General features: G+C 66.3%; 19 protein-coding genes. 15 read left to right on the top strand and 4 right to left on the bottom strand.

Features of this window, described 5'->3' with window-relative positions:
- The first annotated feature begins 200 nt into the window (after positions 1–200).
- From NX780_RS19680 to NX780_RS19695, 4 genes are read left to right on the top strand one after another with little or no spacing between them, the layout of a single operon-like run.
- Positions 201–1,379, top strand: coding sequence for an acetyl-CoA C-acyltransferase (locus tag NX780_RS19680; RefSeq protein ID WP_258829574.1), 1,179 nt, complete (start codon positions 201–203; stop codon positions 1,377–1,379).
- 26 nt (positions 1,380–1,405) lie between these two features.
- Positions 1,406–1,708: a Dabb family protein gene (locus NX780_RS19685; protein WP_258829575.1), complete on the top strand. Its 303-nt coding sequence runs from the start codon at positions 1,406–1,408 to the stop codon at positions 1,706–1,708.
- 36 nt (positions 1,709–1,744) lie between these two features.
- Positions 1,745–2,527 (top strand): SDR family oxidoreductase, encoded by a 783-nt coding sequence (locus NX780_RS19690; RefSeq protein WP_258829576.1) that lies wholly within the window; start codon positions 1,745–1,747, stop codon positions 2,525–2,527.
- 24 nt (positions 2,528–2,551) lie between these two features.
- On the top strand, positions 2,552–3,460 hold the full coding sequence (locus NX780_RS19695) for an SDR family oxidoreductase (protein ID WP_258829577.1): 909 nt from the start codon (positions 2,552–2,554) through the stop codon (positions 3,458–3,460).
- A gap of 62 nt (positions 3,461–3,522) precedes the next feature.
- On the opposite strand, the gene NX780_RS19700 is transcribed toward NX780_RS19695, so the two are convergent.
- From NX780_RS19700 to ygfZ, 4 genes are all read right to left on the bottom strand, one after another.
- Positions 3,523–5,364: a glycosyl hydrolase family 18 protein gene (locus tag NX780_RS19700; RefSeq protein WP_258829578.1), complete on the bottom strand. Its 1,842-nt coding sequence runs from the start codon at positions 5,362–5,364 to the stop codon at positions 3,523–3,525.
- A gap of 118 nt (positions 5,365–5,482) precedes the next feature.
- Entirely contained in the window at positions 5,483–6,244 is a 762-nt protein-coding gene (locus NX780_RS19705) for an NRDE family protein (RefSeq protein ID WP_258829579.1), read from the bottom strand.
- Positions 6,235–6,522 (bottom strand): DUF4936 family protein, encoded by a 288-nt coding sequence (locus NX780_RS19710; RefSeq protein ID WP_258829580.1) that lies wholly within the window; start codon positions 6,520–6,522, stop codon positions 6,235–6,237. Before NX780_RS19710 ends, NX780_RS19705 begins: the two co-directional genes overlap by 10 nt.
- Before the next feature lie 2 nt (positions 6,523–6,524).
- Positions 6,525–7,583 carry a CAF17-like 4Fe-4S cluster assembly/insertion protein YgfZ gene (gene ygfZ / locus NX780_RS19715; RefSeq protein WP_258829581.1) on the bottom strand — a complete coding sequence of 353 codons (1,059 nt, stop codon included), beginning with the start codon at positions 7,581–7,583 and terminating at the stop codon, positions 6,525–6,527.
- Between the two features lie 113 nt (positions 7,584–7,696).
- On the opposite strand from ygfZ, the gene mltG reads away from it, so the two are divergent.
- From mltG to NX780_RS19770, 11 genes are all read left to right on the top strand, one after another.
- Entirely contained in the window at positions 7,697–8,695 is a 999-nt protein-coding gene (gene mltG, locus NX780_RS19720) for an endolytic transglycosylase MltG (RefSeq protein WP_258829582.1), read from the top strand.
- Entirely contained in the window at positions 8,692–9,330 is a 639-nt protein-coding gene (gene tmk, locus NX780_RS19725) for a dTMP kinase (protein WP_258829583.1), read from the top strand. The genes mltG and tmk overlap by 4 nt, the downstream gene beginning before the upstream one ends.
- A 2-nt stretch (positions 9,331–9,332) precedes the next feature.
- Positions 9,333–10,352, top strand: a complete 1,020-nt coding sequence (locus NX780_RS19730) for a DNA polymerase III subunit delta' (protein ID WP_258829626.1) — start codon at positions 9,333–9,335, stop codon at positions 10,350–10,352.
- A gap of 10 nt (positions 10,353–10,362) precedes the next feature.
- On the top strand, positions 10,363–10,740 hold the full coding sequence (locus NX780_RS19735; RefSeq protein WP_258829584.1) for a PilZ domain-containing protein: 378 nt from the start codon (positions 10,363–10,365) through the stop codon (positions 10,738–10,740).
- Between the two features lie 48 nt (positions 10,741–10,788).
- Positions 10,789–11,307 carry a GNAT family N-acetyltransferase gene (locus tag NX780_RS19740; RefSeq protein ID WP_258829585.1) on the top strand — a complete coding sequence of 173 codons (519 nt, stop codon included), beginning with the start codon at positions 10,789–10,791 and terminating at the stop codon, positions 11,305–11,307.
- Positions 11,308–11,389: 82 nt separating this feature from the next.
- Positions 11,390–11,908, top strand: coding sequence for an SRPBCC family protein (locus tag NX780_RS19745; RefSeq protein ID WP_258829586.1), 519 nt, complete (start codon positions 11,390–11,392; stop codon positions 11,906–11,908).
- Positions 11,892–12,218: an ArsR/SmtB family transcription factor gene (locus tag NX780_RS19750; protein ID WP_258829587.1), complete on the top strand. Its 327-nt coding sequence runs from the start codon at positions 11,892–11,894 to the stop codon at positions 12,216–12,218. Before NX780_RS19745 ends, NX780_RS19750 begins: the two co-directional genes overlap by 17 nt.
- Before the next feature lie 172 nt (positions 12,219–12,390).
- Positions 12,391–13,173, top strand: coding sequence for a TatD family hydrolase (locus NX780_RS19755; protein ID WP_258829588.1), 783 nt, complete (start codon positions 12,391–12,393; stop codon positions 13,171–13,173).
- 15 nt (positions 13,174–13,188) lie between these two features.
- The gene (locus NX780_RS19760; RefSeq protein ID WP_258829589.1) at positions 13,189–13,845 is read left to right on the top strand and encodes an ankyrin repeat domain-containing protein; all 657 of its coding nucleotides are present in this window, start codon (positions 13,189–13,191) and stop codon (positions 13,843–13,845) included.
- Positions 13,846–13,981: 136 nt separating this feature from the next.
- Positions 13,982–14,896 (top strand): class I SAM-dependent methyltransferase, encoded by a 915-nt coding sequence (locus tag NX780_RS19765; RefSeq protein WP_258829590.1) that lies wholly within the window; start codon positions 13,982–13,984, stop codon positions 14,894–14,896.
- A 160-nt stretch (positions 14,897–15,056) separates the two neighbouring features.
- A complete protein-coding gene (locus NX780_RS19770) occupies positions 15,057–15,257 on the top strand; it encodes a hypothetical protein (RefSeq protein ID WP_231057997.1) in 201 nt (66 codons plus the stop codon).
- Positions 15,258–15,312 lie beyond the last annotated feature (55 nt).

Raw genomic sequence — 15,312 nt, forward strand, 5'->3', positions numbered from 1 at the left:
TACACGATGCTTTCTCCAAACTTACATCAAACTTACAGATGAGCATTGCAATTGGTGCAAGACAACATAATGGCGTCCGCTTTCATTCTGTATGTATCGTTGCTGCGCTGCGCAATATGACTTGCAGAATTATTTACGAACGACCGTTCTAAATCATGCTATTCTCGACCGGTCCAGAACACCCATAGAAGGAGACAAGCATGGTAGACGCCGTCATCGTTTCGACCGCCCGCACGGGCCTGGCCAAGTCGTGGAAGGGCGCATTCAACATGACCCACGGCGCCACCCTCGGCGGCCACGTCCTGAAGGCGGCGATCGAGCGCGCCGGGATCGAGGCGGGCGAGATCGAGGACGTCCTGATGGGCTGCGCCAACCCCGAAGGCGCCACCGGCGTGAACATCGCGCGCCAGATCGCGTTGCGCGCCGGCTGTCCGGTGACGGTGCCGGGCATGACCATCAACCGCTTCTGCTCGTCCGGCCTGCAGACCATCGCCACCGCCAGCCAGCGCATCCTGGCCGGCGAAGGCGAAGTCTTTGCGGCCGGCGGCGTCGAGTCGATCTCCTGCGTGCAGCAGGAAATGAACCGCCACATGCTGTATGACGTCTGGCTCAAGCAGAACAAGCCGGAGATCTACTGGCCGATGCTGCAGACCGCCGAGACCGTGGCCAGGCGCTACGGCATCAGCCGCGAACGCCAGGACGAGTACGGCGTGCAGAGCCAGCAGCGCGCTGCAGGCGCCCAGGCCGCCGGCCGTTTCGATGCCGAGATCGTGCCGATGACCGTGACCATGGGCGTGGCCGACAAGGCGTCCGGCATGCTGCTCTCGCGTGAAGTGACCATTTCGGCCGACGAAGGCATCCGCGCCGACACGACCCTGGAGGGAGTCTCGAAGATCCGCACCGCGCTGCCGGGCGGCGTCATCACCGCCGGCAATGCGAGCCAGTTCTCGGACGGCGCCGCCGCCACGATCGTGATGAGCAGCCGCATGGCAGAGCGCCGTGGCCTGGCTCCGCTGGGCATCTTCCGCGGCTACGCCGTGGCCGGCTGCGAGCCGGACGAGATGGGCATCGGCCCGGTGTTCGCGATCCCGAAACTGCTGCAGCGCGCCGGCTTGACGGTGGACGACATCGGCCTGTGGGAACTGAACGAAGCGTTCGCGGTGCAGGTGCTGTATTGTGCCGACAGGCTCGGCATCCCGATGGACCGCCTGAACGTGAACGGCGGCGCGATCGCCGTCGGCCATCCCTATGGCGTCTCGGGCGCCCGCCTGGTCGGCCATGCGCTCATCGAGGGCAAGCGCCGCGGCGTGAAGTATGTGGTCGCGACCATGTGCGTGGGCGGCGGCCAGGGCGCGGCCGGGTTGTTCGAAGTCGTTTAACCGCGTTTGACCTTTCAGGAGTCAAGATGCTCAAGCATATCGTGATGTGGAAGTTGAAGGATGAAGCGGCGGGCGCGGACCGCCTGACCAATGCGCGCGAAATGAAGCGCAGGCTGGACGAGTGCGCGAATATCGTGCCGGGACAACTGACCTTCGAAGTGACCCTGGCCCAGCCCGGCCTGGAGGCGACCTATGACGTGGTGCTGTATTCCGAGTTCACCGACAAGGCCGCGCTCGACGCCTACGCCAACCACCCGGTCCACAAGGCGGTGGTGCCTTTCATCGGCGCGATCCGCGAGGGCCGCCAGTGCATGGACTACGAAGTCTGATCCACCCGCCACCCAACAAATAGAACGGAGACAGCAATGCGCACCACCCAGGAACTCTTTTCCCTGCAAGGCAAGACCGCCATCGTCACCGGCGGCTCGCGCGGCCTCGGCCTGCAGATGGCCCGCGCCCTCGGCGAGCAGGGCGCCAGGGTCGTGATTTCCTCGCGCAAGCAGGAAGAACTCGACCAGGCCGTCGCGGAACTGAAGGAAGGCGGCATCGACGCCTTCGCCATCGCCGCCGACCTGTCCGACGAAGCGCAGGCCCACGCCTTCGTGGAACAGGCCATCGCCCAACTCGGCCACGTCGACATCCTGGTCAACAATGCCGGCGCCAGCTGGGGCGCCCCGGCCGAGGACTATCCGGTCGAGGCCTGGGACAAGGTGATGGACCTGAACGTGCGCAGCATCTTCCTGGTCACCCAGGCGGTCGGCAAACTGTCCATGATCCCGCGCCGCTACGGGCGTATCATCAGCATCTCGTCGATCGCCGGCCTGGCCGGCAATCCACCGGGTACGATGCAGACGATCGCCTACAACACCTCCAAGGGCGCCGTGGTCAACTTCACGCGCGCCCTCGCCGGCGAATGGGGCCGCTACGGCATCACCGTGAACTCGATCGCCCCCGGCTTCTTCCCCTCGAAGATGACCAAGGGGGTGCTGGCGGCCTTTGGGGCCGAGAACCTGGCCAAGGATGCGCCGCTGAACCGCCTGGGCGACGACGAGGACCTGAAAGGCGCGGTGGTGCTGTTCGCCTCCGATGCCGGCAAGCACATCACGGGCCAGACGCTGGCGGTCGACGGGGGCGTGTCCGCGGTCTGAGACCCACGCAAGGGGAGAACAAGCATGAAGGATTTTCGCGGCAAGGTCGCCGTCATCACCGGCGGCGCGAGCGGCCTGGGGCGCGAGTTCGCCAACATGGCGGCAGGGCTCGGCATGAAGCTGGTGCTGGCCGACGTGCAGGCCAAGGCGCTCGAACACGCCACCGAAGAGCTGCTGGACGTCGGCGCCGAGGTGCTGTCCATGGTCTGCGACGTCAGCAAGGGATCGCACGTGCAGGAACTGGCCGATTCGGCCATCGCGCGCTTCGGCGCCGTGCACCTGGTGTTCAACAATGCGGGCGTCGGCTCGGGTGGCCTGATCTGGGAGAACTCGGAGCAGGACTGGGAATGGGTGCTGGGCGTGAACCTCTGGGGCGTCGTCCACGGCGTGCGCGTCTTCACCCGCGCCATGCTCGAATGCGCCGCGCGCGACAGCGATTACGAAGGCCACATCGTCAACACGGCCTCGATGGCGGGCCTCCTGTGCCCGCCGGCCATGGGTGTCTACAACGTCTCCAAGCACGCGGTGGTGGCGCTCAGCGAGACGCTGTACCACGACCTGGCTTTGGTCGATGCGCCGATCAAGGCCTCCGTGCTGTGCCCATACTTCGTGTCGACGGGCATAGCCCGGTCGCACCGCAACCGGCCGGAGGAACTGGAGAGCGAAGAGAAGGTGACGCCCAGCCAGGTGGCGGCCCAGATGATGACGGAAAAGGCGGTCGAGTCGGGCAAGGTGACGGCGCAGGACGTGGCGCGCATCACCTTCGATGCGATCCGCGAGGAACGCTTCTACATCTATTCCCACCCCCAGGCGCTGGGGGCGGCGGCCGAGCGCTTCGAGGCGATCGTCAAAGGGGCGCAGCCGGCGGATCCGTATGCGGCGACGCCGCAGCTGACGGCGATGCTGAAGGCGGGGGTCAAGGGGCGGCGCTGACCATGCTCTGATTGGACGCGCGGGCGGGGGACCGCCCACGCGTTCAAGGTACGTAGAGCCGGTCAGCGGGTCGCGCAGAAGCCCGTGCTGTCCCAGGTCGCGCCGGCCGCCAGGTCCGGCTTCCAGTCCGGCCCCGACAGCTGCATCACGCCATTCTCGAGCGTGTACTTGCCGTTCCACAGCCCGCTCGGCGTGCCCGCAACCGGCAGCGACACAGTCCAGCCCACGGCATCGACCTGGCTCGTGCTGCTCACTTCGACGCGCGCGCAGTAGCCGCTGCCCCAGTCCCCGGTAATGAGCAGCTTGGATACCAGGGCGCCGGCCGGCAGTTGCGGCGGCGGTTCCACCGGCCTGGCCGGACGCGTCGCGCACAGGCCGATCTCGGCCTTGTCGCCCGGGCGCAGCATCTTGTTCCAGTTCATGCCCTTGACGGTGAGCTTGCGGCCTTCCTGCGTCCAGCTGCCGTTCCACAGCGAGGTGACGGTGTCCGGGAAGTCCTGCTCGGCCACCCACCAGCCTGCCGTGTCGCCGACATTGGTGACGGTCATGGCGCCGCACCAGCCGCTGCCCCAGTCGTTCGGCTTCGCGAACGCCACCGATACCGTCGGCACCGGCGCCGGCGGCAGCGGGTTCGGGTAGGGGCCGGGCTCGACCGCGTTGGGGTCGAGGAAGGCCTTCTTGGTCGCGGTCAGGAGGGGGTTGTTGACGCCGTCCGTGGTGCCGTAGTTGACCAGCCAGATGATGGTGCCGGCCGCGCCTTCCCCCGCGCGGGTCGACTGCGCCCAGGCGCCCTTGGCGGCGATGGTGTCCGGCTCCTCGTAGCTCAGGTAGCCGGTCGCCCACTCCGGGCGGCTGGCCGGGGTGTAGCCGCCCGGGTAGACCCGGTAGCTGGTCCGGGTTGCCGCGTCCCAGGCGAGGATGCCGTTATTCAGGTAGCCGTGCTTGTGCAGCTGGGCGTAGTTCCAGCGCACGTCGAACACGGACCACTGGCTCAGGTCGCCATCGGTCGGCTGGTCCGGTCCGGTGAAGGGCGGCGCGTAGTTCATGCCATAGAAGCCCAGGCCCATGCCCAGCCTGGAGCGCGGGATGCCGGCGTCCTCGTACATCTGGATGGTGCTGGCGATCGACATCGGACGGGTGCGGCTGTGGCCGGTGAGCGGGGCGAAGGTGGTGCTGGCCCAGCCCTGGCCGAACCAGCCCATGCCATAGCTCATGAAGTTGTACTGGTCGACCAGGTTCGCCACGCGCTTGTGGTGTTCGCTCACCTTGTCGATGTTGGTGTTCAGCATCCCGGCCGGGAAAGTGATGATGACCGGCTTGTCCTGGTAGCGCGCTCGCGCGTTGGCCTCCGTGCGAATGTCCGCGATCAGGGCCTCGAGCAGGGCTTGTTCCTCCGCCGCGTCGTCCTTGATGCCTTCCCAGTCGACGTCGACGCCGTCGTAGCCCTTGGCGACCATGTAGTCGACCAGGTTCTTGACGAAAGTCGGGCGCACGGCGGGCTGCGAGGAGGCGATGAAGCCCGCATTGTCGCCTTCGCCGCCCAGCATGATGATCGCCTTGGTCCCGACCTGGTGGGCGCGCATGATCAGGTATTCCTCGACGCTCTTGTCCCAGGCCGCGCCGGGACCGAGGTCGCGGCGCTCATGGGCCGTGCCGGCGCCCGGCACGATCTCGCCGGGCTTGCCGCTCTTGCCGCCGCCCGGACCGATGCGCGCGAACACGAAGTGTGTCATCGCCGTCATGTCGACGTGCTCGGGGGCCTGGTAGTCAGGGTTGTCCCAGAAGTAGGCGCCGTAGTAGCCGGTCACCCATTTGCCGGTGTCCTGGGCCTGGGCCGCGACAGGCGCGGCGGCGCTGGCTGCCAGCAGGCAGAGCGCCGCCAGTCGTGTAAGGGATGTCTTCATATCTTTCCTCTTGTGGTTGCCATGAGGAAAGAATGTTAAGTTCGCCGGCGCCTGGAATCTGTCGCGCAAATGTCTTTCCCCCACCCGAGGGGGAAAGTCGGGGCGGGAGTGATGTGGATCAGGCGGCGACCTGGCCGTCGGGCTGGACGATCCTTTCGTGCAGTTCCGGCTCGCCTTCGCTGTACAGCTTGACGACGGTCGAGGTGCGGGTGCCGTAGCCGTCGGATTCGATGCAGACCGGCGAGAGCATGCGCTCGAGTTCGATCGGCATGCCGGTCTCGGGCAGGCGCACGTCCGGCGCGCGGGTGGTGTCGGCCAGCATCTCGAAATAGGCGTCTTCCGGCGCACCCTGGCACAGCAGGCTGGCGAACTGGGCCTTGGTGCGCAGCACCTTGGGCCAGGGCGCGTCCAGCAGGCCGTTCGAGATGCCGTAGATGCGGCCCGGTTCCAGGGCCTGGCCGTTGCGCGGGTCGTCGGCGCCGCGGTTCGAGTACCAGTACAGGGCCTCGCGGTCGCCCAGCACCAGGTTGTAGCCGTTGTAGACGTCGCCGCGCGCCACGATCCCGGCGATGTATTCCGGCGCGGACATCTCGCCCGTCAGGAAGCCGGCCACCAGGTCGCCGCGGGTGGGCGCATTCTCGCGGCGCTCGGCCGGGCCGCGGATATTCGTCAGGGCGGCGAATCGCGGACCGCTTGGACCGCGGGTCGTCACGCCCATCCAGCTGCCGCCGCCCTGCAGGTCGCGGCCCGCGATGACGTGCGGGTGTTCCGGCCAGGGCGCGGCCGGGGTGGCGGGACGGTCGTAGAACTCGTCGCGGTTGGCCGCGGCGATGACGGGTACGCCCGGCAGCACTTTCCAGGCAAGGACGATCAGGCACATGTCGGCAGGTCCATGAAGACTTCGGACCGGCGCGGGCCCTGGATGAATTCGGCAAGGCCGGCCTCAAGGGCGGCCCCTTCCACCGAGCTTGCGAAGGCATCGGTGGTGGCGGGATAGACTTCCATCCACGTCTGCAGGCCGTCGCGGACTTCCGGACGGCGCTTGAGCTGGCAGGCGATGCCGGCGCGGGCAAGCCGCTCCTGCATGGCGCGCACCCGCGGCGCGAGGGCAGAAGCATCTTCCTCGCGCACCTTGTAATACACGTACAGGTCGATCATCGCTAGATGTCGAGCGCGTCGAGGTGGTAGGGCATCTGCTCGAAGCGCAGGGCGGGGCCGCCGGCCGCGCCATGGCGCACGTCCTCGCCCAGTGCGCCCAGCTTCAGCTCGACCAGCAGGTCGGCGCCACCCAGGCCGTTCGGAGCGGCGTTGACCACCATGCCGCAGGGCTGGCCCGGGTCTTCCATCGAATAGACTTCGTCGCCGGCGCGCGCGGCCGGGTTCGCGACCGTCGCGAGGGCCGTACGGCGCTTGAGCTTGCCGAGATACTGGCTGCGCGCGACGATTTCCTGGCCCGGGTAGCAGCCTTTCTTGAAATTCACGCCGCCTAGCAGCTCGAGGTTGACCATCTGCGGCACGAACTGTTCCTGGGTGGCGGCAGCGATCTGCGGCACGCCGGCATGGATGGCGGCGAGTTGCCAGGCCTGGGTCCCGCCCAGCGCCAGTTCGCCGGCGAGGGCGGGCAGGGCGCCGCTCGCCGCTTCCACCGTGGCCAGCCACAGGTAGCGCGGCGCCTTGAAAGCGTCCAGCAGGCGGATCACGGTGCCGAACTCGCCCTCGACCTTCCCGTAGGGGGCATCGGGGAGCGTGGCCACGTGCCGGCGCAGGGCGGTTTCGGCTTTGGCGCCGCCCAGGCCCAGCACGGCCGCGAAGGGGGCCTCAGTGGTGGCGTCGCGCAGCTTTGCCTTGGCGCGCAGCACGAACATCGACAGGCGCTTCTGCAGCGGCGCCTGGATCGCGCGCGGCAGCTGCAAGAACACGGTGTCGGGATCGCGCCAGACCAGGAAGGTCGCCTGCAGGCGGCCCTTCGGGGTGCAGTAACCGGCCAGGCGGGCCTCGTTCCGGCCCAGGTGTTCGACGTCGTTGGTCAGCTGATTGTGCAGGAAACTGGCGGCATCCTCGCCTTGCACGGCGATGAGACCCAGGTCGGTGACCGGGGCCACGAAGCCCTCGGCCAGCTCGGCGGCCGCCAGGGGACGGCCAAAATCTTCCACTTGGGATGCCTCGTCAATATGGAAACGGGCGCCAAGCGAGGCAAGCGTATCTGTCCAGTTAAGCATAAATCCAGTTAGTATTAGCAATTAGGCTTTATCATTACGGGCTCATTATAAAGATGTCGGCACAATCGCGCCGGAAGCGGTCCAAGCCGCGGCGCAAACCACAAAAAGAACATATGGCATTCATTAAAAAACTCCTGGTCACCGGCGTCATCGTCTCGGTGGCCGCGGTCTCCGGCTTTTCCTGGTGGGCCAAGAGCCCCCTCACCACGGAAGGGCCGGTGGTCGAGTTCACCATCAACCCGGGCAGCGGGGTCGGCGCGGCGGCGCAGCAGATGGCCAAGGCCGGCGTGCCGGTCAACCCGCAGCTGTTCAACATCCTGGCGCGCGTGACGGGCCAGGCCAGCCGGATCAAGGCCGGCAGCTACGAGCTGAAACCGAATACCTCGCCGCGGCGCCTGCTCACCCAGCTGGTGCGCGGCGAGTTCGCCCAGGAATCGATCACCATCGTCGAAGGCTGGACCTTCCGCCAGATGCGCGCCGCCGTCCAGGCCCACGCGCGCCTGCGCCACGACACCGTCAAGCTGTCGGACGAAGAGCTCATGAAGAAGATCTCGACCGAGTACACGAAGCCGGAAGGGCTCTTCTTCCCGGATACCTATCTCTTCGCCAAGGGTTCGTCGGAACTGGCCATCTACAAGCAGGCGCACCAGGCCATGCTGAACCACCTGAAGGCCGCCTGGGAGACCCGCGACCCGAGCCTGCCCTACAAGAGCCCCTACGAGGCCTTGATCATGGCCTCGATCATCGAGAAGGAAACCGGCCAGAAGAGCGAGCGCACCATGATCGCCGGCGTGTTCGTGAACCGCCTGCGCACCGGCATGATGCTGCAGACCGACCCGGCCGTCATCTACGGCATGGGCGAGCGCTTCGCCGGGGACATCCGCAAGAAGGACCTGCAGCTCGACACCCCCTACAATACCTATACGCGCGCCGGGCTGCCCCCGACCCCGATCGCACTGCCGGGCATCCAGTCGCTGGCGGCGGCGCTGGCGCCGGCCAAGACCCAGGCCCTGTATTTCGTGGCGCGCGGGGACGGCACCAGCCAGTTCTCGGACAACCTGAACGACCACAACCGGGCGGTCAACCAGTACCAGCGACGGACCAATCAATGAGGCAGGGACAGGCTGTAGGAAGTATCTTGAGAGGCAAGTTCATCACCTTCGAAGGCATCGACGGCGCCGGCAAGTCGACCCACATCGGCTTCGTCGCCGATTTCCTGGCGGCGCGCGGCAAGACCGTGGTGTCCTCGCGCGAACCGGGCGGCACGCCGCTGGGCGAGAAGCTGCGCGAGCTGCTGCTGCACGAGAAGATGCACCTGGAAACCGAAGCATTGCTGATGTTCGCCAGCCGCCGCGAGCACATCGCCCAGGTCATCGAGCCGGGCCTGGTGCGCGGCGACTGGGTGCTGTCGGACCGTTTTACGGATGCCAGCTTCGCCTACCAGAGCGGCGGCCGCGGCATGGACCGCGGCAAGATGGAGGCGCTCGAAGCGTGGGTGCATCCGCAGCTGCAGCCGGACCTGACCCTGCTGTTCGACGTGCCCCTGGAAGTGGCGCGCGAGCGCCTGGATGCGACGCGTACCCTCGACAAGTTCGAGCGCGAGCAGACTGAATTTTTCGAGAAATGTCGCGGCGAGTATCTTCGCCGGGCCTCCCAGTACCCGGAGCGCTTCGTCGTGATCGACTCGACCCGGGCGATTCCCGCGATCCAGTCGCAGCTGTCGCAAGTGTTGGAGAAATTGTTGTGACGATGTACCCCTGGCAGGTGGACGCCTGGTCCCGCCTGCAGCAGATGCGCGAGCGCCTGCCCCACGCCATCCTGTTCCACGGCCCGCTTGGCGTCGGCAAGGCCGACTTCATGGAGACTTTCGCCCAGGCCCTGCTGTGCGAGAACGTGCGCCCGGACGGCCACGCCTGTGGCGAATGCGCGTCCTGCGGCTGGTTCCTGCAGAACAACCACCCCGACTACCGCCGCGTGCGGCCCGAGGCCCTGGAAGACGAACCCGCCGGCGAGGCAGAAGAGGGCGCCGAACCCGCCGGCAAGGCCAAGTCGAGCAAGGCGCCGTCGAAAGAGATCAAGATCGAGCAGATCCGCGCGCTCGCGGACTTCATGAACATTTCCACGCACCGGCAGGGCCTGCGCGTGGTGGTCCTGTATCCGGCCGAGGCGCTGAACATGCCGGCCTCGAATGCGCTGCTGAAAACCCTGGAGGAGCCACCGCCGGGCACCGTCTTCCTGCTGGCCTCGAACAGCCTGGACCGCCTGCTGCCGACCATCCTGTCGCGCTGCCGCAAGTTCGCCCTGCCGATGCCGGCCCACGAGGAAGCGCTGGCCTGGCTCAAGGCGCAGGGCGTGCAGGATGCCGACAGCTGGCTGCGCGAGCAGGGCGGCGCCCCGCTGGCGGCGCTGCGGGAATCCGAGTCCGGCAGCCGCGAAGACCTGGACACCCTGCTGCATTTCCTGGCAACGCCAAGCGTGGATGGCGCCCTGCGCACCGCGGACAAGCTATCCAAGGCCGCCTTGCCGGCGCTGGTGGCGTGGCAGCAGCGCTGGCTTTACGATGTGCTCTCGATGAAGCTGTCCGGCCGAATCCGCTATTATCCGCGCTACCAGAGGGAGGTTTCCCAGCTGGCCGGCCGCGTGCCCACGGCAAAGCTGAACCGCGCCATCAAGGGGCTCGGGGAGCGCCGGGCCGTGGCGGACCACCCCCTTTCTGCGAAATTATTTGTAGAAGATATGTTGCTTGAGTACACTTCGTGCTGCGCATGAAAGGAATCCGATGAACGCCACGACGAACGACCCGACCGCCCCGCAGCAGCCGCGGCCGTCCGTCCTGTCGCTCGCGATCAAGGAAAAGGCGGCCCTGTACGCCGCCTACATGCCTTTCCTGAAGAATGGCGGCATGTTCGTGCCGACCACCAAACCCTACAAGATCGGCGACGAGATCTACCTGATCCTGTCCCTGATGGACGACCCGAACAAATACCCGATCGCCGGCAAGGTCGCCTGGATCACGCCGGCCGGGGCCAACAACAGCAAGGCACAGGGCATCGGCGTGCACTTCCCCGCCGACGAGGCGGGCCAGCGCGCCAAGGCGCGCATCGAAGAGATCCTCGGCGCGGCCCTGCGCTCGGCGCGCGCCACCCACACGCTCTGATTCAATTTAATTTACCTATTTCGGTTTCGCATTAGCTGCGCTTAATCTATGCCGTCCTACGTTCACCGCCTGGCCACCCGCGACGACCTGCCCGTCATCGTCGATATCTACAATTCCACCGTCGCCTCGCGCGAAGTCACCGCGGACACCGAGCCCATCACGGTCCAGTCGCGCGAGCAGTGGTTCGCGGACCATACGCCGGAGCGGCGTCCGCTGTGGGTGATCCACGACGCCGACGACAAGAGCGACAAGCCAGCGGTGATCGGCTGGCTGTCCTACTCGAATTTCTACGGCCGCCCGGCCTATTCCGGCACGGCCGAAGTGTCGATCTACATCGCGGAACAAGCGCGCGGCAAGGGGATCGGGCGCTACTGCTTAGAGCTCGCCATCGCGCATGCGCCGCGGGTGGACGTGCACACCCTGCTGGGTTTCATCTTCGGCCACAATGCGCCGAGCCTGGCGCTGTTCGGCAAGTACGGCTTCGAGAAATGGGCGCATTTCCCGCGCGTGGCCAATCTCGACGGCGTCGAGCGCGACCTCATCATCCTGGGCAAGCGCGTCGCCTGATCCTCGTTGTGCAACAAAATGGTTGCACTATGACGCAAATCCTCTATAATGCAACCATCTAGTTGCACTTCATGGAGGATGTATGGAATCGCTCGACCGTATCGAAAAGCGTATCGACCTGCAGGCCAGCCGGGAGCGCGTCTGGCATGCGCTCACCGACCACCGGGAATTCGGCAAGTGGTTTGGCGTCGTGCTGGACCAGCCCTTCAAGCCGGGTGAGACGGTCACCGGCACCTTCACCATGCAGTTCGACGAAGCCCGCATCATGGCGCACCAGCGCACGCTCGGTGTGGAAGCTTCCGGCATCCGCCCGATCGCACCCAACACGGTGTTCTGCACCGTCGAGCGGATGGATGCGCCGCATGCCTTCAGCTTCCGCTGGATTCCTTACGGGATCGACGCCGAGTGCGATCCCGCACGCGAGCCGACCACCCTCGTCGAATTCACGCTGGAGGAAAAGGGCGCCGGCACCAGCTTGACCATCATCGAATCCGGATTCAGCCGCGTCCCCGAGCACCGGCGCCTGCGCGCCTTCCGCATGAACGAGGGCGGCTGGGCGGCCCAGCTTGACAACATCCGGCGCCATGTCGACCAGCAGTGAAGGCGAACTCGCCCAGCTGTTCGCAGCCCTGGGCGATAGCGGCCGCCTGCAGCTGATCAGGCGCCTGCTGGCGGCCGGGGCGGTGTCGGCCACCGTGCTGGCGGACGGCGAAGCGGTCAGCCGCCAGGCCATCGTCAAGCAGCTGCAGGTATTGGAGGCCGCAGGCCTGGTCACGCACAGCCGCCAGGGCCGGGAAGTGCTGTACGCCCTCGACGCGCGCCGGCTGCAGGAGGCGCGCGCCTACCTCGACGCCGTGTCCGCGCACTGGGACGCCTCGCTGGAGCGCCTGCGCGGGCTGCTGGAATCCTAGCCCAACACCGGCAAACCCTGGTGTCAGGTCTGACAAATGGACACGAGCTCAGCAATATTGGCTCGCAACTGTTGAGTTCGTGTCCGAATGTCAGACCTGACACCGAGGTTGTTGTCGGGATGGTGGCCGGGCCAAGGCGACGGCCGTCCGCTCGCTGCATTAAAATGACGGGATGTTCATCGATTCCCACTGCCATATCAATTTTCCGGAGCTGGCAGCCCGGATGCCCGAGATCCTCGCCAGGATGGCCGAAAACAGGGTGACCCACGCCCTGTGCGTGTCGGTCGACCTGCCGGACTTCCCCCAGGTGCTGGCCCTGGCCGAGCAATATCCGCATATCTACGCTTCGGTCGGCGTCCACCCCGACTACGAAGACACGCCGGAACCGACCGTGCAGCAGCTGGTCGAGCTGGCGAACCATCCGAAGATCGTCGCCATCGGCGAGACCGGCCTGGACTACTACCGCCTGGAGGGCGACCTGGAATGGCAGCGCGAGCGCTTCCGCACCCATATCCGCGCTTCACGCGAGACCCGCAAGCCCCTGATCATCCACACCCGGGCGGCCAGCGCCGACACCATCCGCCTGATGAAGGAAGAGGGCGCCGGCACGGACGCCGGCGGCGTTGCGGGCGTCATGCACTGCTTCACGGAGTCGCTGGAAGTGGCCCAGGCCGCCATGGAGCAGGGCTTCTATATTTCCTTCTCCGGCATCGTGACCTTCAAGAGCGCGAAGGAGCTGCAGGAAGTGGCCCGGGCCGTGCCGCTCGAGCGCATGCTGATCGAGACCGATTCGCCGTATCTGGCCCCGGTGCCCTTCCGCGGCAAGATGAACGAGCCGGGCTATGTGGCCCACGTGGGCGAGTTCATCGCCAACCTCAAGGGCGTGTCGCTCCCCGAGCTGGCGCGCCAGACCAGCGAGAATTTCTTCACCCTGTTCAGTACCGCGAAGGCCTGAATCATGCGTCCACCCATGCGTTCATTCATCCTGCCTGCCTTTGTACTGGCCGCCACCCTGCACGGGAGCCTGGCCGCTGCCGCCACGCCCGAGGAGCGCACGGCCTTCTTCCGTGCGGTCCAGCTGAACGATACGAAGACCGTGACGGAAATGGTGGGCAAGGTGGTGAACGCCAACGAGATCAACCCGCTCGGCGGCGAGCCGGCCCTGGTGCTGGCGGTGCGCGAGGACGCGATGGGCGTGTTCCGGGCCCTGCTGGCCCACCCGGGCACCGACCTCGAAGCGCAGGCCATGAACGGCAACACCGCCCTGATGATGGCGGCGTTCAAGCGCAACAAGGCGGCCGCCCAGGCCCTGCTGGAGCGCGGCGCCGCCGTGAACCGGGCCGGCTGGACCCCGCTGCACTATGCGGCCGCCAGCGGCGACGAGGACATTGCACGCCTGCTCATCGCCCGCAAGGCGAAGCTCGATGCGCGCTCGCCGCGCGCGAGCGGCGCCTATACGCCCCTGATGATGGCGGCGCGCGAGGGGCAGGAGGGAGTCGCACGGCTGCTGCTGGCCCAGGGCGCCGATCCGCGCCTGAGGAATGGCGAGGGCCTTACCGCCGTGCAGATCGCCGAGCGCGCCGGCCGCGACGATATCGCCAGGGCGATTTCCAGCTTCAAGCGCTGACGCTTTAACATTCCTTCACGGAACTGGACGGTAAACACCCTCCAGCTCCGCGCATGGGCCGCATGTTTCCTTGGCCATAATGCTTGCACGACCTGAAATGTGCACATCACGTGCACATCGTGCGAGAAGGAAGACCATGCTGAACGAACGCGAAATCGAAAGCTGCTACCTGGGGCAGTTCATTCCAGTCCACTACCATCACAATATGCTGATGGACCAGAACCGGATGCACAGCTTCAAGTCCGCCATCCACTATGCCGTCAAGCCGGGCGCCAAAGTGCTCGAACTGGGCGGCGGCACCGGCGTGCTGTCCTTTTTCGCAGCCCAGCAGGCGGCCAAGGTCTACTGCGTCGAATACAACCCGGACATGGTGCGCGAGGCGCGCAAGTTCCTGGCGATGAACCCGAACGGCCACAAGGTCGAGGTGATCCACGCCGACGCCTTCGAGTACCTGCCGCCCGAGCCGGTCGACGTCGTGATCTGCGAGATGATCCACGTGGCCATGTTGCGCGAAAAGCAGGTCGAGGTCATCGAATCGTTCAAGCGACGCTATCTCGCCAAGTTCGGCGGCCCGCTGCCGGTCTTCCTGCCGGAAGCCGTGATCATGGCGGCCCAGCCGATCTCGCAGGAATACGATTTCGAGGGCTTCCACGCGCCGATCGTGCAGTTCCAGGAGACCGGCGTGATCTGGCCAGGCACCGTCGAGCTGGGCCAGCCGGCCGTCTACAGCGTGATCGACTTCAGCCAGCCGGTCGACAGTGTGTTCGCCTGGGAGGGCGCGATCATGATCGAGAAGGGCGGCCTGCTCAACGCCATGCGCTTCATCACCAAGAACGTGCTGGCCATCGTGCAGGAACAGTCGACCACGATCGACTGGCTCAACCACTACATGACCCTGCCGCTGGCCAACCCGATGCAGGTGGAGGCGGGCGACATGCTGCACGTGGCCTTCCAGTACCGCGCCGGCGGCTCGATCCCGTCGCTGCAGGCCTCGATCCAGGCGCAGGTGATCAACCAGAAGGTCCTCGAGCCGGCCCCGGCCTTCGCCTGAGGCCGTGTCCGGGGTGGGCGGCAGCGCCGTCCACCCGCCGCTTGCCCGCCTTTTCTCCCGTCCACCCCGCGTTTTGCCCCGTCTGTCGCAGACGGATTGTCAATACCGCCACGCCAGCCTACAGTGCTCCTGCGCCGTCAAACTCAAAGGAGCGAGAACAATGTTAGGTTTCCTGCTATGGTTGCTGCTGCTGTTCCTGTGCTGGCCCATCGCCCTGCTGGCCCTGCTGCTGTATCCGCTGGTCTGGCTGATCCTCCTGCCATTCCGGCTGCTCGGCATCGGGGTGGAGGCGGTGTTCGAGTTGCTGCGCGCGATTGTGATGCTGCCGGCGCGGATACTCGGCAATTCACCCGGCCGCTGAGTGTGGGCCAGATAACAGACGACAGCGCTTCGATCTTCTACTGTGGAGCTGCCCG

Source organism: Massilia agri, from assembly GCF_024753255.1.
Taxonomy (GTDB): domain Bacteria; phylum Pseudomonadota; class Gammaproteobacteria; order Burkholderiales; family Burkholderiaceae_D; genus Telluria; species Telluria agri.